Annotated in this window: 15 protein-coding genes, 1 tRNA gene and 1 pseudogene; 9 read left to right on the forward strand and 8 right to left on the reverse strand. The window is 71.1% G+C overall.

The genetic code is table 11. The features are described from left to right. Window positions 1-88 precede the first annotated feature (88 nt). On the forward strand, window positions 89-838 hold the full coding sequence (locus AC067M_RS24950) for a response regulator transcription factor (protein ID WP_478699241.1): 750 nt from the start codon (window positions 89-91) through the stop codon (window positions 836-838). Beyond that, window positions 831-1,943, forward strand: coding sequence for a sensor histidine kinase (locus tag AC067M_RS24955; protein ID WP_478699242.1), 1,113 nt, complete (start codon window positions 831-833; stop codon window positions 1,941-1,943). Before AC067M_RS24950 ends, AC067M_RS24955 begins: the two co-directional genes overlap by 8 nt. 20 nt (window positions 1,944-1,963) lie before the next feature. On the opposite strand, the gene AC067M_RS24960 is transcribed toward AC067M_RS24955, so the two are convergent. Further along, entirely contained in the window at window positions 1,964-2,965 is a 1,002-nt protein-coding gene (locus tag AC067M_RS24960; protein ID WP_478699243.1) for an NAD-dependent epimerase/dehydratase family protein, read from the reverse strand. A 144-nt stretch (window positions 2,966-3,109) separates the two neighbouring features. Here AC067M_RS24960 and AC067M_RS24965 point away from each other — a divergent pair, with 144 nt between their 5' ends. Together AC067M_RS24965 and AC067M_RS24970 are read left to right on the forward strand one after the other, a co-directional pair. Then, window positions 3,110-3,841, forward strand: a complete 732-nt coding sequence (locus AC067M_RS24965; RefSeq protein WP_478699244.1) for a flavodoxin family protein — start codon at window positions 3,110-3,112, stop codon at window positions 3,839-3,841. A gap of 122 nt (window positions 3,842-3,963) precedes the next feature. Then, window positions 3,964-5,196 carry a PP2C family protein-serine/threonine phosphatase gene (locus tag AC067M_RS24970; protein ID WP_478699245.1) on the forward strand — a complete coding sequence of 411 codons (1,233 nt, stop codon included), beginning with the start codon at window positions 3,964-3,966 and terminating at the stop codon, window positions 5,194-5,196. A 130-nt stretch (window positions 5,197-5,326) separates the two neighbouring features. Here AC067M_RS24970 and AC067M_RS24975 read toward each other — a convergent pair whose 3' ends face one another. After that, window positions 5,327-7,246, reverse strand: coding sequence for a WD40 repeat domain-containing protein (locus AC067M_RS24975; protein WP_478699298.1), 1,920 nt, complete (start codon window positions 7,244-7,246; stop codon window positions 5,327-5,329). After that, the gene (locus AC067M_RS24980; RefSeq protein ID WP_478699246.1) at window positions 7,246-9,288 is read right to left on the reverse strand and encodes an nSTAND1 domain-containing NTPase; all 2,043 of its coding nucleotides are present in this window, start codon (window positions 9,286-9,288) and stop codon (window positions 7,246-7,248) included. Before AC067M_RS24980 ends, AC067M_RS24975 begins: the two co-directional genes overlap by 1 nt. 200 nt (window positions 9,289-9,488) lie before the next feature. Here AC067M_RS24980 and AC067M_RS24985 point away from each other — a divergent pair, with 200 nt between their 5' ends. Together AC067M_RS24985 and AC067M_RS24990 are read left to right on the forward strand one after the other, a co-directional pair. Then, window positions 9,489-9,920, forward strand: a complete 432-nt coding sequence (locus AC067M_RS24985; protein ID WP_478699247.1) for a hypothetical protein — start codon at window positions 9,489-9,491, stop codon at window positions 9,918-9,920. Between the two features lie 170 nt (window positions 9,921-10,090). Next, window positions 10,091-10,666: an AMIN-like domain-containing (lipo)protein gene (locus AC067M_RS24990; RefSeq protein ID WP_478699248.1), complete on the forward strand. Its 576-nt coding sequence runs from the start codon at window positions 10,091-10,093 to the stop codon at window positions 10,664-10,666. Window positions 10,667-10,822: 156 nt separating this feature from the next. Here the strand turns inward: AC067M_RS24990 and AC067M_RS24995 are convergent, their stop codons facing one another. Continuing rightward, on the reverse strand, window positions 10,823-11,758 hold the full coding sequence (locus tag AC067M_RS24995) for a helix-turn-helix domain-containing protein (RefSeq protein WP_478699249.1): 936 nt from the start codon (window positions 11,756-11,758) through the stop codon (window positions 10,823-10,825). A 127-nt stretch (window positions 11,759-11,885) separates the two neighbouring features. Here AC067M_RS24995 and AC067M_RS25000 point away from each other — a divergent pair, with 127 nt between their 5' ends. Together AC067M_RS25000 and AC067M_RS25005 are read left to right on the forward strand one after the other, a co-directional pair. Then, entirely contained in the window at window positions 11,886-12,929 is a 1,044-nt protein-coding gene (locus AC067M_RS25000; RefSeq protein ID WP_478699250.1) for a saccharopine dehydrogenase family protein, read from the forward strand. 31 nt (window positions 12,930-12,960) lie between these two features. After that, window positions 12,961-13,140, forward strand: a pseudogene (locus AC067M_RS25005) (site-specific integrase); the annotation flags it as partial. Between the two features lie 278 nt (window positions 13,141-13,418). Here AC067M_RS25005 and AC067M_RS25010 read toward each other — a convergent pair. The 3 genes from AC067M_RS25010 to AC067M_RS25020 all read right to left on the reverse strand — a co-directional run bounded on the left by AC067M_RS25010 (window position 13,419) and on the right by AC067M_RS25020 (window position 15,336). Then, a tRNA-Pro gene (locus AC067M_RS25010) sits at window positions 13,419-13,492 on the reverse strand. Window positions 13,493-13,534: 42 nt separating this feature from the next. Next, entirely contained in the window at window positions 13,535-14,323 is a 789-nt protein-coding gene (locus tag AC067M_RS25015) for a Pr6Pr family membrane protein (protein ID WP_478699251.1), read from the reverse strand. 77 nt (window positions 14,324-14,400) lie between these two features. After that, entirely contained in the window at window positions 14,401-15,336 is a 936-nt protein-coding gene (locus tag AC067M_RS25020; protein WP_478699252.1) for a metallophosphoesterase, read from the reverse strand. A gap of 283 nt (window positions 15,337-15,619) precedes the next feature. On the opposite strand from AC067M_RS25020, the gene AC067M_RS25025 reads away from it, so the two are divergent. Then, window positions 15,620-16,084 (forward strand): GatB/YqeY domain-containing protein, encoded by a 465-nt coding sequence (locus AC067M_RS25025; RefSeq protein WP_478699253.1) that lies wholly within the window; start codon window positions 15,620-15,622, stop codon window positions 16,082-16,084. Window positions 16,085-16,184: 100 nt separating this feature from the next. Here AC067M_RS25025 and AC067M_RS25030 read toward each other — a convergent pair whose 3' ends face one another. Then, on the reverse strand, window positions 16,185-18,452 hold the full coding sequence (locus AC067M_RS25030) for a transglycosylase domain-containing protein (RefSeq protein WP_478699254.1): 2,268 nt from the start codon (window positions 18,450-18,452) through the stop codon (window positions 16,185-16,187). Between the last annotated feature and the right edge of the window lie 274 nt (window positions 18,453-18,726).

Here is an 18,726-nt window from a genome sequence, read left to right on the forward strand (position 1 = left end):
GACTTCCGCTCCTTACGAAACGCGGACGTCGAGGGCCGAGGCAGCTTCGGGCGCGGCACCGGCGGCGGCGGGGTGCCAGGCTGGAGGCATGCAGCAGCAGCCGTACGAGCCCCTCGGGGCGGACGACGGGTCCCCCCGGATCCTGGTCGTCGACGACGATCCGACCGTCGCCGAAGTCGTCGCCGGATATCTGGACCGCGCCGGTTACGCCGTCGACCGCGCCGACGACGGCCCGACGGCCCTCGCCCGCGCCGCCGCGCACTGGCCGGACCTGGTCGTGCTCGACCTGATGCTGCCCGGCATGGACGGCCTGGAGGTGTGCCGTCGGATCCGCGGTCACGGCCCCGTGCCGGTCATCATGCTCACCGCCCGCGGCGACGAGGACGACCGCATCCTGGGCCTGGAGGTCGGCGCCGACGACTACGTCACCAAGCCCTTCAGCCCCCGCGAACTGGTGCTGCGCGTGGAGTCGGTGCTGCGCCGCAGCAGGCCCGCCGTCACCGGGCACCGGCTGGGCGCGGCGGGCCTGACCGTCGACCCCGCCGCCCGCCGGGCCACCAAGAACGGCTCCGAACTAGCCCTCACCCTGCGGGAGTTCGACCTGCTCTCCTTCTTCCTGCGCCACCCGGGGCGGGCGTTCAGCCGCGAGGACCTGATGCGCGAGGTGTGGGGGTGGGACTTCGGCGACCTGTCGACCGTCACGGTCCACGTCCGCCGCCTGCGCGGCAAGGTCGAGGACGACCCGGCCCGGCCCCGCCTGGTCCAGACCGTGTGGGGCGTGGGCTACCGCTTCGACCCCACCGGACACGCCGCACAGGAGGAGACCGACCTTGCGTGACACCCTGCTCATCGCCCTGTACGCCTTCGCCGGTGCCGCCGCCACCGGTCTGGTCGGAGCGGGCCTGCTGCGCCTGATCCGGCGCCGCTCGCTCACCGCCTCGCTCACCGTGGTCGCGGCGGTCGGGGTCGTCGCGATGCTCGCGGGCACGCTCGCCGTGGCCTGGGCGATGTTCCTGTCACCTCACGACCTGACCGTGGTCACCACGGTCGTGGCGATGGCCGCGGTCGTCTCCCTGGCCACCGCGCTGCTGCTGGGCCGCTGGGTCGTCGCCCGCAGCCGCGAACTCGCCGTGGCCGCGCGCTCCTTCGGTGACGGCGGGAACTTCGCCGCCCCCGACGGGCCCGCCACCGCCGAACTCGCCGCCCTGAGCCGTGAACTGGCGTCCACCAGCGCCCGGCTCGCCGAATCCCGTGAGCGGGAGCGCGCGTTGGAGACCTCCCGGCGCGAACTCGTCGCCTGGATCTCGCACGACCTGCGCACCCCGCTGGCCGGTCTGCGCGCCATGTCGGAGGCCCTGGAGGACGGTGTCGCCGCCGACCCCGACCGCTATCTGAGGCAGATGCGCACCGAGGTCGAACGCCTCAACGGCATGGTCGGCGACCTCTTCGAACTCTCCCGCATCCACGCCGGCACGCTCCTCCTGGCGCCTACCCGGATCTCCCTGTACGACCTGGTCGGCGACGCGTTGGCGGGAGCCGACCCGCTCGCCCGGGAACACGGGGTGCGGCTGGTGGGTGGCCGTATCGAGCCGGTGCCGGTGGAGGTGGACGGCAAGGAGATGAGCCGGGTGCTGGGCAATCTGCTGGTCAACGCCATCCGCCGGACCCCGGCCGACGGCACGGTCGCCATCGCCGCGGAACGCTCCCCCGAGGGCGTGGTGCTGTCGGTGACGGACGCCTGCGGCGGCATCGCGCCCGAGGATCTGCCGCGGGTCTTCGACACCGGCTGGCGCGGCACGCACGCCCGGACGCCCCCGGCCGGCGCGGGCCTGGGCCTCGCCATCGTCCGGGGGATCGTGGAGGCGCACCAGGGCCGGGCCACCGTACGCAACATTCCCGGTGGCTGCCGCTTCGAGGTGGTGCTGCCCGCGGCCGCTTCATGAACGCGGGCAGCACCACCGGTCTATGCCGCGCGCATCCCGGCCCGCGCGAACTCCGCCATGCCCTCCTCGAACCCGACCTCCGGCTTCCACCCGAACTCGGCCCGCAGTCGCGACGAGTCCGCGGTGATGTGCCGTACGTCCCCGAGCCGGTACTCGCCGGTGACGACGGGATCGGGCCCGCCGTACGCGGCGGCGAGGGCCCGCGCCATCTCGCCGACGGTGTGCGGGTCACCGCTGCCGGTGTTGTACGCCGTGAGGGCGCCCGGGGCGGCGTCCGCCTCCAGCGCCACCGCGTTGGCCGCCGCCACGTCCCGGACGTGCACGAAGTCCCTGCGTTGCAGCCCGTCCTCGAACACGCGTGGTGCCTCGCCGCGGGCGAGCGCCGAGCGGAAGAAGGAGGCGACGCCGGCGTAGGGGGTGTCACGGGGCATTCCGGGCCCGTACACGTTGTGGTAGCGCAGCGACACCGCCGATCCGCCGGTGCAGCGGGCCCAGGCGGCCGCCAGGTGCTCCTGGGCGAGCTTGGTCGTCGCGTACACGTTCCGGGGGTCGGCCGGGGCGTCCTCGCCGACCAGGCCCGGCGCCAGTTCGCCCGCGCACACGTGGCAGCGGGGCTCGAACCGGCCGGCCGCGAGGTCGTCGGCGTCCCTGGCCTTCGGCCGCACCGGCCCATGCGTCGGGCACGTGTACAGACCCTCGCCGTAGACGACCATCGACCCGGCCAGCACCAGATGCCCTACGCCCGCCTCCGCCATGGCGGCGAGCAGCACGGCGGTGCCCAGGTCGTTGCGCGAGACGTACTCCGCCGCGTCGGCGACCCCGGCGCCCAGTCCGACCATCGCGGCCTGGTGACACACGGCGTCCACACCGGCCAGGGCGCGGCCGACGGCCGTGGGGTGCCGCACGTCGGCGCCGGGATCCTGCCGCACGTCGAACACGACCGGCTCGTGCCCGCGCTCTCGGAGCGCGGTGACGACATGGGACCCGATGAACCCGGCACCGCCGGTGACCAGTACACGCATACGGCCACGCTAGGCCCGCCCCGGCGCCGGGCCACCCGACCGCGCCCGTACGTCATGACTCCGTAAGGCATGGCATGACTCCGTAAGGCACGGCACGGTGCGTCGAACCGGCATAAACCGGACAGCGCGCGAGACGCTGCCCTCATGACAACATCACCCTCCACCGATGGCGCCTACCGTTTCGACGACCTGACCGCCCTCTACGTCAACTGCACCCTCAAGCCGTCGCCGCAGCTCAGCCACACCCAGGGCCTGATCGACAAGAGCCGGGCCCTCATGGACGTGGTCGGCGTGACCACGGACCAGATCCGCGCCGTGGACCACGACATCGCGCCCGGCGTCCACCCGGACATGACCGAGCACGGCTTCGCCACGGACGCCTGGCCGGCGCTGTACGAGAAGGTGATGGCGGCGGACATCCTGGTCCTGGCCGGCCCGATCTGGCTGGGCGACAACAGCTCCGTCACCAAACAGGTCATCGAGCGCCTGTACGCCTGCTCCTCGCTGCTCAACTCCCAGGGGCAGTACGCCTACTACGGCCGTGTCGGCGGCTGTCTGATCACCGGCAACGAGGACGGTGTGAAGCATTGCGCAATGAACGTCCTCTACAGCCTCCAGCACCTCGGCTACACGATCCCGCCCCAGGCGGACGCCGGTTGGATCGGCGCGGCCGGCCCCGGGCCGTCGTACCTCGACCCGGGCTCGGGCGGCCCGGACAACGACTTCACCAACCGCAACACCGCCTTCATGACCTGGAACCTCATGCACCTCGCCGCCCTGCTCAAGCGCACCGGAGGCATCCCCGCCCACGGCAACCAGCGCTCACAGTGGGACGCCGGCTGCCGCCCGGGTGCTGACAACCCTGAGCACCGCTGACCGGCCGGCGATGAGTTGCCGCTCGCCTGTGCGTGTCCCCGCCGCGCTGCGACGGGCCCGTCAGCGCGTTCCCTCTTATCGTGGAGCAGCACAGTGACGGTCGGCGCCGAGGCGGGCAGCACATGACGGAACCGCAGATCGACTACGCGGCGGTCTTCCACGCCCTGCCCGGCATGGTGGCTCTGCTCACCCCCGACCTGGTGTACGCCGAGGTCAACGAGGACTTCGTCCGGCTGACCGGGCGCAGTCGCGAGCAACTGCTGGGCCGCTACATCTTCGACGTCTTCCCGGAGAACCCCAACGACCCGGCCGCGGCCGGGATGCGGGAGACCCAGGCGTCGATGCTGCGCGTGGTGGCCACCGGCGAGCGCGACACCATGGCGCTGCTGCGCTACGACATCGAGGATCCCGAGCGGCCCGGCCACTGGGTGGAACACTTCTGGAGCCCGGTCAACGCACCCGTGCTGGACCAGGACGGGCGGGTGGCGCTGATCGCGCACCGGGTGGAGGAGGTCACCGAACTCATCCGCGCCCGCGGCGGCGCCGGCAGTGACAGCAGCCGGGCCCGTGTGCTGGAGGCCGAGCTCTACACCCGCTCCCGTGAACTGCAGGAACTCAACGAACGCCTGCGTCGGGCCCATGCGCGCGACCGCGAGGTGGCCCTGGCCCTGCAGGCGGCGATGCTGCCCGCACCCACGCCGGTCGGGCACCACCGGGCAGCCGTCCGCTACCGGCCCGCTGTCGGCACCCTGAACGTGTGCGGCGACTGGTACGACCTGGTCGACCTGCCCGGCGACCGCATCGCGGTCGCTGTCGGCGACGTCGTCGGCCACGGCCTGGAAGCGGCCGGCGTCATGGGACAGCTGCGCAGCGCGCTGAGCGCGGCCTCCCGTGTCGCCGACGGCCCGGCCCAGGCCCTGGAGGCCCTCGGACTGTACGCCCGCCATGTCGACGGTGCCGAGTCGACCACTGTGGTGAAGACGTACATCGACTGGGACACCCACACCCTCACGTACAGCAGCGCGGGCCATCCTCCACCCGCCCTGCTCCACCCCGACGGCACGGTGACCTTCCTCGACCAGGCGACCGATCCGCCTCTCGGCGCGCGCCCCGAACACGTCCCCCGGCCGGAGGCCCGAACGGCCTTCACCGAAGGCGCCACCCTGGTCCTCTACACCGACGGCCTGATCGAACGCCGTCACGAGGACATCGACACCGGCCTGGCCCGCCTCGCCGCCTCCCTGGCCCGCCACGGCCGAGCCGCCCCCGAGATCCTGGCCGACGCCCTCCTGACCGACCTCCTCCCACCCACCGGCAACACCGACGACACGGCGCTGGTCATCATCCGCCTGTGACCCGCCCCGCCTGCGGCCACAGCCGCGTCCGCCACGCCGGAACGTCTCCGGCCGAGGTAAGTCCGGCTCAGCCGGCCGCGCGGAGACGGTTTCCCGTCACCCCGCCTGTGCAGGCACACCCACGGCCCCGTCACCCGCACACCTTTCCGTTTCCGGCCTGCGGCAGCAGATGCCTGTCGCTGCGGTGCAGGCCCGCCTCGCCCAGTACTGCGCAGAGCGTGGCTTCCGCGTCGGTGTAGGACGTGGGCCAGCGGCGGACAGCGGTGCCCGTGGTCCACAGTCGGCGGCCGGTCGGTGTGAGGTGGGCGGACGTGAGCGCCGGGTCCTGTGCCTGTAGCCGGTAGCGGATGCGCAGAGCGTGGTCGGAGCCGTTCCAGACCGCGGCGGAGCCATCCGCGGAGGAGCTGGCCACCTGGCTGCCATCAGGGGTGGAGGTGAGCGCGGTGACGGCGCTGCTGTGCAGGACGACCGCGTCGCCGTCGGGGGACAGCGGGAGCGGTACGGAGTTGTCCAGGTGCCAGAGCCGTACTGTGCCTTGTCGGTCACCGGTGGCCAGGCGGAAGCCTCGCGTGCCGAGGAAGGCGAGCGCCGTGACGGCGTCGGAGTGGACCGGGCGGACCTGCAGTGCCGGGGTGTCCCGCCTCCCGCCGGACATCGCCGGTTCGTAGGGCGCCGGCCAGGTGTTCCACACGGCGAGTGCGCCGTGCTTGGTGCCCCCCACCATGCGGGTGCCGTCGGGCGAGAAGGCCAGGGACAGGACATGGCTGCGGTGGCCGGAGCCGAGCGAGAAGCGGGTGCTCGGGACCGGTGCACCCTCGTTCGGTGCCAGGGGCACCTTCCACAACTGGACGTCCTTCTCGTCGTTGCCGAAGGCGAGGCGATCGCCGTCGGGGGAGAGAGCGACGGAGTACACCGGTCGCAGCGGGGAGAACTGTCCGGCCGCACCGAGGTAGCGGGGGCGGGCAGGGGCGGAAGTGTCGTAGAGCAGAACCACGTTGTTGCTTGTCGCCAAGGCCAGCCGAGTGCCTTCGCGGTCGGCGGCCAGCGCGGTTACTTCCCCGGGCGACGGCAGGTGATCGGCGGGGTGCAGTTCGGCCCCGGCACGGGTGGCGCGGTCGGCCGGCGCCGACAGCCGTACCGTGTGCCGGTCGGCGGTGGCCAGCCACGCCCCGCGCGCGGGCACGGCCGACGTCACGACCGGCTCGGTGTGCCCGAGCAGCGTGTTCAACGGCAGCCGCCACACGCTGATCTCGTCGCCGCGGGCGGCGCCCGCCAGCAGCATGTCGCCCCGAGGGGAGAAGGCGAGGGAGATGACGCTGCCCGGATGCGGCAGGGTGAGGAGCAGGCGACCGGTCAGCCGATGACGCAGACGCACGGGGCCGTTGTGGTCGGCCTCCGCCAGCAGCGTGTCGTCAGGGCTGTAGGCCATACCCGCCGCGTATTCGCCCAGGCGTGGTGCTTCGACCGACTCCTTGCAGACGAACGGCGCCTTCAACCCGGCCACCGGGCAGATGAGCAGCGAGCCGTCGCCGACCGACACGGCCAGCCGCGTCCCGTCGCGGGAGAGCGGCGCCTCGGTGGCGGTCGCCTTCAGGCGCAGCGTCCCGTGCGGCGAGAAGTCCGCCACGCGTCCGGCGGCCGGGCGCTGCCACACCGCGGCGACTCCACGGCCCCGGCCGGTGGAACTGCTGTGGGAGCCCGCCGCCGAGAGCAGCCGTCCGTCGGCGGAGAAGGACACCGCGTAGGGATTGCCGTACTTCTGCCGGTCCTCGGGAAGGACCTCGTCCTGCGGCGTGGGGTTCGGCAGCCTGACCGAGTGCATCGAGCCGCGGCGCGGGCCGTGAGCGTCACAGTCCCACAGCAGGACCTGCCCGCCGGTCCGATGCGTCGCCGCCGCGGCCAGCGCCGTGCCGTCGGCGGACAGCCGCAGGTCGTCCACACTGCCGTGGCCCTCGCCCCGGCCCTGCCACCACACCCTGCCGTCACTGAGATGCGGGGTCGGCCGGTTCACCACCCGCCAGAGCCACACCCGGTCGTTCGCGGCGGCCATCAGAGTGCTCCCGTCGCGGCTGAACGCCAACCCCGACACCAACGTCTTCTCTCCCTGCCCGATGCGGCGGTGCCACGCGGGCCGCGCATCCGGCAGACCGCCGTCCGTGTACGCCCTGCGCAGGGTGAGGATGCCGTCCTCGGTCCCGGTCGCCAACAGCGCCGGCCTGCCCGGTGCCGCCGGCTCACAGCGATCGACGACAGCCGTTTGCCGCCGGCGCCCTCCAGTCGCCGCGGCACCGGGACGCCCGCCGCCGCCGCAACGGCTTCCTTCGCGGCCTGGGACTCGGGGGCCTGCCGACGCGCGGCGACTGCCAGCGCCGCTGCCCTCGCCGGATCCGTGGCCAGCAGTCGGCCCGCGATCGCAGCCGCCTGGCCGGACCTGGCCTTCGTCGTCTCCTGCCGCGCGCGGCTCAGGGCGAGCCCGGCCAGCACGGCGGCCAGCACGGCGAGCGCCGTCACCGCGGCCAGTGCCGCCAACAGCCGGCGGAGTCGGCGGGTCCCCCGCTCCGCTGCCTGTGCCGAAGCATCCAGGAACGCACGCTCCCGTGCGGAGAGAGCCTCAGGCCCGGGATGGTCGGCCGCCCATTGCCCGGCCACCGCCAGCGTGGCGCCCTGCAGCAGCAGGGACGGTGGACGGCCGGTCCGTTCCCAGGTGTGTGCGGCCTCGGTGAGGCGTTGGTGGATGCGGATGCCGTCGCGGTCGGCGTCGATCCATCCGGCCAGACGGGGCCAAGCCCGCAGCAGCGCTTCATGGGCGATCTCCACCGCGGTGTCGTCGACGGTGAGCAGCCGGGCGCGAGTGAACGCCTCCAGCGCGCGCTCCTCACTGTCGCCGAGAAGGCGGCGTTCGGCGCGGCGACGGCTGTCGGACCCCTCCTCGCCGACGTGTACCAGTCGCAGCATCAGGCGGCGCGCGGCAGACCGGTCATCGGGAGGCAGGTCGCGGTAGACGCGCTCGGCGGTGGTGGCGACAGCGCCGCGGATCCCGCCGGTGCGGTGGTACCCGGCGAGGGTGAGCCGTCTGCCGACGCGCTGCTGCCAGGTGGCCAGCAGCGCGTGGGACAGCAGGGGCAGCGCTCCGGGTTCGTACCCGCGGGCCCCGGGGTCGAGGTCCTGGAGGAGGACATCGACGAGGCCGTCCTCCAGTTCGAGACCGGCCAGCCGGGCCGGGTGGCGGATGGTCTCCGCGAGCTCGCTCCTGCTCATGGCCCCCAGGGCGACAGGGTGACTCTGCAGGGCCCGGACCAGACCGGGATGTGTCAGGCAGCTTGCGGTGAAGTCGGCGCGCACCGCCAGCACGGCCAGCGGTACGGCGCAGAGCACGTCGAGGAACGCGGTGCGCTCGGCGGTGTCCTGGCAGAGCGTGAACACCTCCTCCAACTGGTCCACGACGAGCAGCAGCCGCCTCATCCCGGCCGCGCAGTCCGCCGGTAGACGGCCCGTCCGGATGCCGTCCGCCAACTCCGTCCGGGTAGGGGGAGGCACGGGAAGCACAGTGGCCAGTGCGCCGGCCAGGGACTCGGCCGGGGCGGCGCCCGGGGTGACGACGAGGCTGCGCCACGGCCCATCGCCGCCCTGCGGCTCCAGCGTCCCGCCGGCCATCTTGGGCAGGAGCCCGGCCCGCAGCAGCGAAGACTTGCCGGCCCCGGAGGCGCCGACCACGATGACCGGTCCGCCGCCCCGGCTCGCGCGCACCACCTGCTCGACAAGGGTGGCCGTCGCCCTGTCACGGCCGAAGAACCAGCGCGCGTGCTGCTCGTCGAACGCGGCCAGGCCTTGGAACGGGCAAGGCACGGCTCGCTGCTCGGAGAGCGCCGCCGCCGTCTCGCAGAGGCGAGTCAGCTCGCCGCCCGCACCGAGTGCGTCGTCCAACCGCTTGGCAAGGTCACCATGAGCACGCTTGCGGTCGTTCTCGATGTTCGAAAGATGGCTCTTGCTGTACCGGGTCGCGGCGGCCAGCTGGGACAGTGACAGTCCGTGTGCGGTACGAAGCCTGCGCATCGTCGCGCCGAAGCTGTCTCCAGCCGTATTCTCATCCATCACGTTCTCCCAGGTCATGCCGCGTATTCCGGCCCTCCCTCAGAGGGGATACGCGATGCTCGTAGCGTGCCGCGACACCGCCGGGCACGGTGGGACCAGCGAGCCGGATCAGCACATCGAGTGACGATCCCGACGACCGGCTCGCGCACCCCATCCCACCGAGGCGCCACAGCGCGCCCTGCCCGAAGGAACCTCGCACCATGAATCCGAAGATCAGGAACAGCGTCTTCGCCGCCACCACGCTGGCTGCGCTCGCCGCATCCGTCGTGACTCCGACGATCTCCGCCGCGGCGGAGCCCACGGAGGCCACGCGGTCCACCGCGGTCGTGAAGGAAGCCGTGCCGGCGGCACCCAAGCGTCTGACGGTCGACATCCCCAGGGGCGAGCGCATGAAGGTGGCCGCCGGGATCAAGATCCCGCCCCACAAGACCCTCTGGGTCCTGATCCACGACACGGACGACACCACGAAGATCAGCACCTGCGCGACCGTCTGCAAGAGCCTCAGGGAGGGAGGCTCTGCCGACAAGGTGGCGTCCGCCGGCAACCGCCCCGTGTCGGTGGACCTGACGATGCGAGCCATCACCCCGACCGGGCGCGCCACCACCGTCACCTTCAGCTACTGGGTCGCGTGATCCACAACTGAAGGATTCCGGTCGAGGTGGCAGTCCCCGCATCGAGGGTGCCACCTCGACCCTCGTCACAGGTCCTTCATCCGGATGACACCCGTGCCGGAATCAACCGCGTGCTCGTTCCTGTCGTCTAAAGGGGCACCGAACGATCAGCAAGTGCCCTAGGAGGACTCATGCGTAAGGCATCACGCGGAGCGTTACTCGCCGCGACCGCGGTTGCGAGCCTGTCCCTGGCCGCGGCGGCTCCGGCCGCGTCCGCCGCCGACAGCGCCGGCACGACCGCACGCGCCTGCCAGACTGGCTGGGGCAGCCAGCCGAAGACGGCCGAGAACAACGCACCGGCGTTCCTGACGAACATCAGGACGGGCAGTCACGACTGCTACGACCGCATCGTCTTCGACATCCCCGCCGGGAGCACCAGCCGGCTCGGCTACTACGTCCAGTACGTCGACGCCTTCGCGCAGGACGGCAGCGGGGACCCGATCCCGGTGTCCGGCGGAGCGATCCTGGAGATCCGTGTCGCCGCCGCCTCGTACGACCTGGAGAACCACAAGACGACCTACCCGGGCAAGGGCAAGCAGCCGCTGCCGGGCGTAAACCTGACGGGCTACAAGACCTTCCGGGACGCCAAGTTCGGCGCCAGCTTCGAGGGCTACAGCCAGGTCGGTCTGGGTGTGCGCACCCGACTGCCGTTCAAGGTGACCCAACTGTCCGACAAGCTCGTGGTGGACGTCGCCCACTCCTGGTAGGCGCCACCGACGGCCCCTCCACCTCAGCCCGGCCACGCGCCGTCCGGCCGACGGTGCGTGGCGTGCGGTCGTTCGGGAAGCAGTGGTTCAGCACTTCGGACAGCACCGTGCCGTGGCGCTGTTCGGTTCCCTGGTTGGGGTCTTGGGGGCCACTCCTCAGGGGCGGAAGGTGCGGCGGTAGGTGTCGGGTGGGACGCCGACGCTGCGGTGGAAGTGGCGGCGCAGGGTGGTGGCGGTGCCCATGCCGGTGGCCGCGGCGATGGTGTCCACGGTGGCGTTGGTGGTCTCCAGTAGTTCCTGGGCGTGGCGGATGCGCTGGGTATGAAGCCATTGCAGTGGTGTGGTGCCGGTGAGGTGTTTGAAGTGGCGGCCGAGGTGGCGTGAGCTCATGCGTGCCTGGCGGGCCAGGTCCTCCACGGTGAGCGGTTGGTCCAGCCGCTCCAGCGCCCAGGGGAAGAGCTCGTCCAGTGGGTGGTTGCCCGGGGCGGGGAGCGGGGTGGCGATGAACTGGGCCTGGCCGCCGTCGCGGTGGGGTGGAATGACCAGGCGGCGGGCGATCTTGTTGGCGTTGGCCGAGCCGTGGTCGAGGCGGACCAGGTGCAGACACAGGTCCATGGCGGCGGCCTTGCCCGCGGAGGTGAGGACGTCGCCGTTGTCGACGTAGAGGACGTCCGGATCGACGGTGGCCGCTGGGTGGCGCCGGGCCAGCTCCCCGGTGTGGGCCCAGTGTGTGGTGGCGCGCCTGTCGTCCAGCAGTCCTGCCGCGCCCAGGACGAAGGCGCCCGTGCACAGTGAGGCCACGCGAGCGCCGGCCTCGTGGGCGCCACGTACCGCCTCGACCAGCTCGGCGGGCGGGTCTCGGTCGGTGTCGGCCCAGCCGGGGACGATCACCGTGTCTGCGTGCTTGAGGTGGTCGAGTCCGTGGTCGGGTTCAAGGCGGAAGCGGTCGACGTGTACCGGACCGCTTCCGCAGACGGAGAAGTCGTACCAGGGGTCCACGACGTGGGTCAGGTCGGCTCCGAAGATCTCGACGGCCACGGACAGTTCGTAGTGGAGCATGCCGTCGGTGACGGCCAGTGCGACAGCAGGCATGTCCGAAACTGTACGCGTCATGTCGTTTCCGACTGTCGTGCGGGGTGCTGCCGTGAGGACAGGATGTGGATGTCAGGCCGCAGCGGTTCGACATCGCGGCGAGCGTTCGAGGACAGGGGAGAGTCTCATGGGGTCAGGTCAGCTGGTGGCGGTGTTCGGCGCGTACGGTCACACCGGGCGGTTCGTGGTCGCGGAGCTGGCCGCGCGTGGGTTCGTCCCGGTGCTGTCCGGGCGCAACGCGCAGACCTTGGAGGAGCTGGCCCGCGAACACCGGCTGGAGGCCCGGGTGGCCTCGGTCGATGACCCGGCTTCGCTGGACCGGGCCTTGGCGGGTACCGAGGCGGTCATCAACTGCGCCGGCCCCTTCGCATCGACCACCGGCCCCGTCATCGAGGCCTCGCTCCGCGCGAGCATTCCCTACCTGGACGTGGCCGCCGAGCTCGAGGCCAACCTCGACACCTTCGCCCACTACCGCGAGCGGGCCGGGGAGGCGGGAGCGGTGATCGTCCCGGCCATGGCCTTCTTCGGCGGCCTCGGCGACCTGCTGACCACCGTGGCAATGGGCGACTGGACCGAGGCCGACGAGGCTCACATCGCCTACGCGCTCAGCAGCTGGCACCCCACCGCCGGCACCCGGCTCTCGGGCGCGGTCTCCCGCGAGCGGCGCGGCGACCACCGCCTGCGCTACAGCGGCGGACAATGGGAGCACCGCACCGACGCCGCGCCCACCCTGGAGTGGACCTTCCCGGAACCGATGGGACCGCGGCAGGTGATCGGGGAGTTCACGATGGCGGACGCCGTCACCGTTCCCCAGCACCTGTCCATCCCCGACGTGACCACCTACATGAGCGCCGAGGCGGCCCGCGACGTCGCCGCTCCCCACACTCCGGCCCCGACCGCCGCCGACGAGAGGGGGCGCTCTGACCAGACCTTCCTCGTCGACGTGGTCGTGCGCTCCGGCGGAGCCGAACGCCGGGCCACGGCCAGCGGCCAGGACATCTACGCCGTCACCGCGCCCCTCGTCACCGAGGCCCTCGAGCGCGTCCTGACCGGCCGCACCAAAGCCGTCGGCGTCGTCTCCGCCGGCGAGATCTTCGATGCCGCCGACTTCCTTCACGCGCTCGCCCCGCACATCGCACTCGACCTGCACCCGCAGAAGCAGAGCGCCTGACCCCACCCACCCGCCGACCGTCGTGCACGCCCTCAGCGCGGAGGACGTAGACCGCTGGCTGGCCACCAAGGCGAAGACGCTCAGCACCCGTACCCTCCAGGCGCTTCACTCGTGCCTGAACCGCGCGGTGAAGCGAGCCATGGCGCGGGACAAGGTGAGGCGCAACGTCGTCGAGCTGTGTTCGGTCCCCCAGGGGCAGGCTGGACGCCCCTTTTCTCGGCCGTCGGCAAGCCGCTCGACGCTGCCAGGTGATCTCCCGACTCGTCGGGCATTCGGGTACCGCCGTGACTGAAGGGGTCCACCGGAAGCAGATCCGGCCCGTGATCCACAACTGGTGCCGTGGTCATGGACGGCATCTTCCGGGCCACCCCGCAGCAGCCGTAGTCACTCAGCAGCACTCAAGAATCGATAGTCACGCAGTCAGACACGCAGCAACGCCAGAGGGCCCTTACCGAGTCGGTAAGGGCCCTCTGGCCTGCTACTTAGCTGTCGGGGTGGCGGGATTTGAACCCACGACCTCTTCGTCCCGAACGAAGCGCGCTGCCAAGCTGCGCTACACCCCGATGTCGCTGCTGGCACTGCTTGTCGCGGCGACGTCGTTTACTTTAGCCCACTGGTGGCTGGAGACGAAATCCGGTTTTGGTGCGGTGGTGGCGGGTCAGGTTCGGGCGGGTGTGGTCGAGGGCTACGAGGAGGATGGCGAGGGCGTAGAAGGAGAGGCCGAGGAGGAGGGCGTTGGCGAGGGCGCTCTTGTAGCCGTGGAGCCCGACGTCCAGGAAGGGGTAGAGGTAGCGGCCTGGGGTGCTGGGGAGGAGCAGGTCGCCGCGGGCGAGGGTGAAGATCAGGTAGGCCAGGGGGTAGAGGAGCCAGGTCGCGGCCTGGCGGAGGCGCAGGCGGCCGGGGGCGGTGAGGAGCAGCCAGTCCAGGACCGCGGCCGCCGGGGCCGCGGTGTGGATGATGTGGCCGGCCAAGGCCTGCCAGACCGTGTGGGAGGCGGGCGCGCCCGTGAGGGAGTACGGGGGCGTCGTGTCCGCCAGGAGCAGGTGGTGGACCAGCGCCGTGATCATGGCGTAGAGCAGGGCCGCGCCGGTCAGGGCGGACGGCAGCGGGCGGCGGGCCGTCCAGGCGCGGCGGGCCGAGACGGTCAGGACCAGGGCCAGCAGGATGCTGCTCTGGATCGCGAAGTGGCTCAGGACCAGGAGCGGGCTGCCGATCAGGAGGTCGATCGTCACCCCCGCCGCCGCCAGTGCGGCGGCCAGGAGGCGGAACACGGCCGTCAGGGGATGGCGCACGGGTCCCACCACGGCGGAGGCGGGGACCCGTGGGGGCAGCAGCGGAGACGTGCCCGGGATGGCGGGGAGGTCCGGGATGTCCCTGGGTATCGGGGCGGTCATGCCCTCAAGCTAGGCATAACAGGAAAAAGGGGCGATGCGGGTGACCCGGGTGGGTTACCCGCCCGGGTCGCCGAAGCTCAGTCCCGCCCGTCCCGCGCCACCAGCGTCAGCAGCGTCGCCTCCGGCGGGCAGGCGAAGCGCACCGGGGTGTAGCGGTTCGTGCCGCAGCCGGCCGAGACGTGGAGGTAGGCGGTACGGCCCTGCGCCGTGTGGGTGGACAGGCCCTTCACCCGGTCGGTGTCCAGGTCGCAGTTGGTGACCAGGGCGCCGTAGAAGGGGATGCAGAGCTGTCCGCCGTGCGTGTGGCCGGCGAGGATCAAGGGGTAGTCGTCCGCGGTGAAGGCGTCGAGGGTGCGCAGGTACGGGGCGTGGACCACGCCCATCGAGAAGTCCGCCGAGTCGGACGGGCCGCCGGCCACCCGCTCGTAGCGGTCGCGCTTGATGTGCGGGTCGTCCAGGCCCGTCAGCTCCACGGTCACCCCGTCGACCTTCAGCGTCCCGCGCGTGTTCGTCAGGTTCAGCCAGCCCGCCGCGTCGAAGCTGTCGCGCAGGTCTTCCCACGGGTTGTGGATCGCTCCGACGGCGGGCGGGTTACCGTTCAGGCCGTGGCGGCCCCGCGTCTTGTCCAGCAGGTAGCGGGCCGGGTTGCGGAGCTTGGGGCCGTAGTAGTCGTTGGAGCCGAAGACGTACGCGCCCGGGAAGTCCATCAGAGGGCCCAGCGCGTCCAGGACCTCGGGCACGCCCTCGGGGTCGGACAGGTTGTCGCCCGTGTTGATCACGAAGTCGGGGCGCAGGCCCGCCAGCGAGCGCAGCCAGCGCTGTTTCTTGCGCTGGCCGCCGACCATGTGGATGTCGGAGACCTGGAGTACGCGCATCGGGCGCATCCCGGCGGGCAGGACGGGAACCGTCACCCGTCGCAGGCGGAAGGAGCGGGCCTCGAAGCCCGCCGCGTACACCACACCGGCGGCACCGGCCGCCGCGATTCCCAGAGGTACTCCGTATCGAGCGCGCATACGACCATCGTGTCAGACCCCGAGGCGTCCCAGCGTCCGTCCCCGTACTCGACCGTCTGACCGACCGTCTGACCGATCGCCGGACCGGCCGCCCGACCGGTCGCGTCACCGTCCGGCCTCGAACTGCCCTCCCCGCGGCCCCCCTTAAGCCCTCCCCGCAGCCCCCTTCAGCCCTTCCCAAGCCCCTCTCCCCAAAGCCCCCCTGAGCCTCTCCCCAAGCCCCCTGAGCCCCTCCCCGAATATGACAGGCGTTCCGTCCGCCGCACCTGCGACAATCAAACCCATGACCACGCTCAAGTCGAAGCTGCAGGAAGACCTCAACGCCGCGATCAAGGAGCGCGACGAGCTGCGCTCCTCCACGCTCCGGCTGACGCTCGCCGCGATCACCAAGGAGGAGGTCGCGGGCAAGGAGAAGCGCGAGCTCTCCGACGACGAGGTCCTCAAGGTGATCACCAAGGAGGCGAAGAAGCGTCGCGAGGCCGCGGACGCCTTCGCGCAGGGTGGTCGTGCCGAGTCGGCCGAGCGGGAGAAGGCGGAGGGCGAGGTGCTCGCCGCGTACCTGCCCAAGCAGCTCAGCGACGAGGAGCTGAACGACATCGTCGCCCAGGCTGTCGAGGAGGCGAAGGCGGCCGGGGCCGAGGGGCCGCGGGCCATGGGCGCGGTCATGAAGATCGTGAACCCGAAGGTGGCCGGCCAGGCGGAGGGTGGCCGCGTCGCCGCCGTGGTGAAGAAGCTTCTGGCCGGCTGACACCCTCGTAAGCCATAAGGCCCCTTCCTTCCGACGTACGTCTCCGTACGTCGGAAGGAAGGGGCCGTTGCAGTCTCAGGCCGGCCGGTGGCTCAGTGCCTCAGCCCCGCCTCCCACCGTTCCCGTTCCCGCCATTGCCCTGCCCCTGGAACAGGTTCTCCGGGAACGAGAACGTGGGCGTCGGGAACGTCCCGCCGTCGTTGCCGCCGATGAGCTGGTCGTCGTCCCCGTTGTCGCCACCGTTGCCGTTGCCACGGCCGTTCCCGTCGCCCTTGTCCTTCTCCTTCGGCTGCGGGTCGGGGATGTGGATCAGGTTGAACGGCGGGGCCTCCTTGCCATCGAGCGCGCCGGTCATGGCGTCGCGCCAGATGGGGCCGGGGGTGTCACCGCCGTAGACATGGTCGTGGAAGACGCCGCCGATGGAGATGTAGTTCATCTCGACCTTCTGGGTGGCGCTGCCGACCCAGACCGCGCCCGAGAGGTTCGGGGTGTAGCCGACGAACCAGGCGTTCTTGCGCTCGTCCGTCGTACCGGTCTTACCGGCGTTGTCGCGGCCCGACAGACCGGCCGTCCGGCCCGTACCGGAGTCGACCACGCCCACCAGCAGGGAGTTGATGGTGTCGGCCGTCTTCTCCGACATGGCACGCGAGCAGGTCGACTTGGGGACCTCGAGCGACTTGTGCTGGTTGCCGACCTTCTGGGTGATGGACTCGATGGCGATCGGGGTGCAGTACATGCCGCGCGAGGCGAAGGCGGCGTACGCCGACGCCATCGTCAGCGGGGAGATGCCCTTGGAGCCGAGGGCGATGGCGGGCACCTCGGGGAGCTTGGTGTTGTTGCCCTGCACCACGTGCAGCGCGTCCGTCATCTTCGCCACGGGGCACAGACCGATGTCGGAGATCAGCTGGACGAAGTAGGTGTTGACGGACTTCTCCATCGCCTTCTTCATCTGGTACGGGCCGACCTCGGACTCGTCCTCGTTCTCCACGGACGCGGGCTGCTCGCGGCTGTTGACCCACGGCTTGCCGTCGCAGGTCTGGACGGGGCTCGGGTACTCCATCTTGTACGGCGACGAGTACTCCTGCGTCGCCGGCCGGCCCTCCTCCAGCGCGGCCGCGGCGACGAACGGCTTGAACGTCGAACCGGTCGGGAAACCGAAGTTGGAGCCGCCCATGTCGTTGCCGACCGAGTAGTTGATCTCGGTCTCGTTCTTGCCGTAGCCGTACGGCTTCGACTGGCCCATCGCGAGGATCTTGCCGGTACCGGGCTCGACCAGGGTGGAGGCGGCGGCGACCTTGTCGGACTTGTAGATGTGGTCCTTGAGCGAGGCCTGCACCGACCTCTGGGACTGCGGCTCCAGCGTGGTCCGGATGGTCAGGCCGCCCTGGTTCCAGATCTTCGCCCGGGCCTCCTTGGTCTTGCCGAAGACCGGGTTGCTCAGGAAGACGCGCTCGACGTACTTGCAGAAGAAGCTGGCGCCCTTGAAGGCCGTGATGCAGCCGTTCTTCGGCTTGCGGACCTTCAGGCCCAGCGGCTTCTCCTTGGCCGCGTCGGCGTCGGCCTGCGAGACGTCGCCGACCTCGGCCATGCGCTGCAGCACGGTGTTGCGCCGCTTGGTCGCCTCGGCCTCGTCGTTGATGGGGTCGTAGCGGCTCGGCGACTGGACGATGCCCGCGAGGAGCGCGGACTCCGCGAGGGTGAGGTTCTTGGCGTGCTTGGAGAAGTAGCGCTGGGAGGCGGCCTCGACGCCGTAGGCCTGCTGGCCGAAGAACGTGATGTTCAGGTAGTTCTCGAGGATCTTCTTCTTGCCGAGCTCCTCCTCCACCTGGATCGCGTACTTCAGCTCCTTGATCTTGCGGCCGATCGTCTGCTGGGTGGCCTGCGCGACCTTCGTCGGGTCGTCGCCGGCCTCCTCGATGTTGACGTTCTTCACGTACTGCTGCGTGAGGGTGGATGCGCCCTCGGACACCCCGCCGCTCTGCGCGTTCTTGTTGAGCGCGCGGAGGATGCCCTTCAGGTCCACCGCGCCGTGCTGGTAGAAGCGCGAGTCCTCGATCGCGACGATCGCCTTCTGCATGTACGGCGAGACGTCCTTGAGGTCGACCACCGTGCGGTCGCGCGAGTAGACGGTGGCGATCTGGCCGCCGTCGGCGTCGAGGATGGTGGTGCGCTGACTCAGCGGGGGCGTCTTGAGGTTGGCCGGGAGTTCGTCGAAGCTCTCCACCGAACCCTTCGCGGCCAGGCCCAGCGCGCCGACGGCCGGCAGCGCGATGCCGGCCAGGACGGCTCCCGAGAGCACACTGACACCGAGGAACTTGGCGGCCTGCTGCGTCGCCGTCAGACCGCCGCCCGAGCGCTTCTTTGGCATGGGGGCAGCCTACGTTCTCATTCGCCGGACACGCGTACAGGCATTGGCCTAAGCTGCTCTCAACTGTCACAGCAGTAGGGCCACGTATCAATACGTCCGGCGACCCCGAATCGTTCCGGAGGTTCCCCAACTTTTTTGGTGGGGGTGTGTCCGAATCAGCCTTGTGTGTCAGTCGGTGTCCGTTGCGACCCAGCAGAACTGTACCGGTTTGCCGGGAAAGTCACGCATGTCGCAGGCTCACTCCCCCGGGTGATCTGCCGCTTACGCATAGTCC

Source organism: Streptomyces sp. NPDC043427 (genome assembly GCF_056436655.1).

Bases quoted from the DNA above. Each gene is read 5' to 3' on its own strand.
- AC067M_RS24950 (WP_478699241.1), top strand. From the start codon at position 89: ATGCAGCAGCAGCCGTACGAGCCCCTCGGGGCGGACGACGGGTCCCCC.
- AC067M_RS24960 (WP_478699243.1), bottom strand. From the start codon at position 2,965: ATGCGTGTACTGGTCACCGGCGGTGCCGGGTTCATCGGGTCCCATGTC.
- AC067M_RS24965 (WP_478699244.1), top strand. From the start codon at position 3,110: ATGACAACATCACCCTCCACCGATGGCGCCTACCGTTTCGACGACCTG.
- AC067M_RS24970 (WP_478699245.1), top strand. From the start codon at position 3,964: ATGACGGAACCGCAGATCGACTACGCGGCGGTCTTCCACGCCCTGCCC.
- AC067M_RS24975 (WP_478699298.1), bottom strand. From the start codon at position 7,246: ATGGCCGCCGCGAACGACCGGGTGTGGCTCTGGCGGGTGGTGAACCGG.
- AC067M_RS24980 (WP_478699246.1), bottom strand. From the start codon at position 9,288: ATGGATGAGAATACGGCTGGAGACAGCTTCGGCGCGACGATGCGCAGG.
- AC067M_RS24985 (WP_478699247.1), top strand. From the start codon at position 9,489: ATGAATCCGAAGATCAGGAACAGCGTCTTCGCCGCCACCACGCTGGCT.
- AC067M_RS24990 (WP_478699248.1), top strand. From the start codon at position 10,091: ATGCGTAAGGCATCACGCGGAGCGTTACTCGCCGCGACCGCGGTTGCG.
- AC067M_RS24995 (WP_478699249.1), bottom strand. From the start codon at position 11,758: ATGCCTGCTGTCGCACTGGCCGTCACCGACGGCATGCTCCACTACGAA.
- AC067M_RS25000 (WP_478699250.1), top strand. From the start codon at position 11,886: ATGGGGTCAGGTCAGCTGGTGGCGGTGTTCGGCGCGTACGGTCACACC.
- AC067M_RS25015 (WP_478699251.1), bottom strand. From the start codon at position 14,323: ATGACCGCCCCGATACCCAGGGACATCCCGGACCTCCCCGCCATCCCG.
- AC067M_RS25020 (WP_478699252.1), bottom strand. From the start codon at position 15,336: ATGCGCGCTCGATACGGAGTACCTCTGGGAATCGCGGCGGCCGGTGCC.
- AC067M_RS25025 (WP_478699253.1), top strand. From the start codon at position 15,620: ATGACCACGCTCAAGTCGAAGCTGCAGGAAGACCTCAACGCCGCGATC.
- AC067M_RS25030 (WP_478699254.1), bottom strand. From the start codon at position 18,452: ATGCCAAAGAAGCGCTCGGGCGGCGGTCTGACGGCGACGCAGCAGGCC.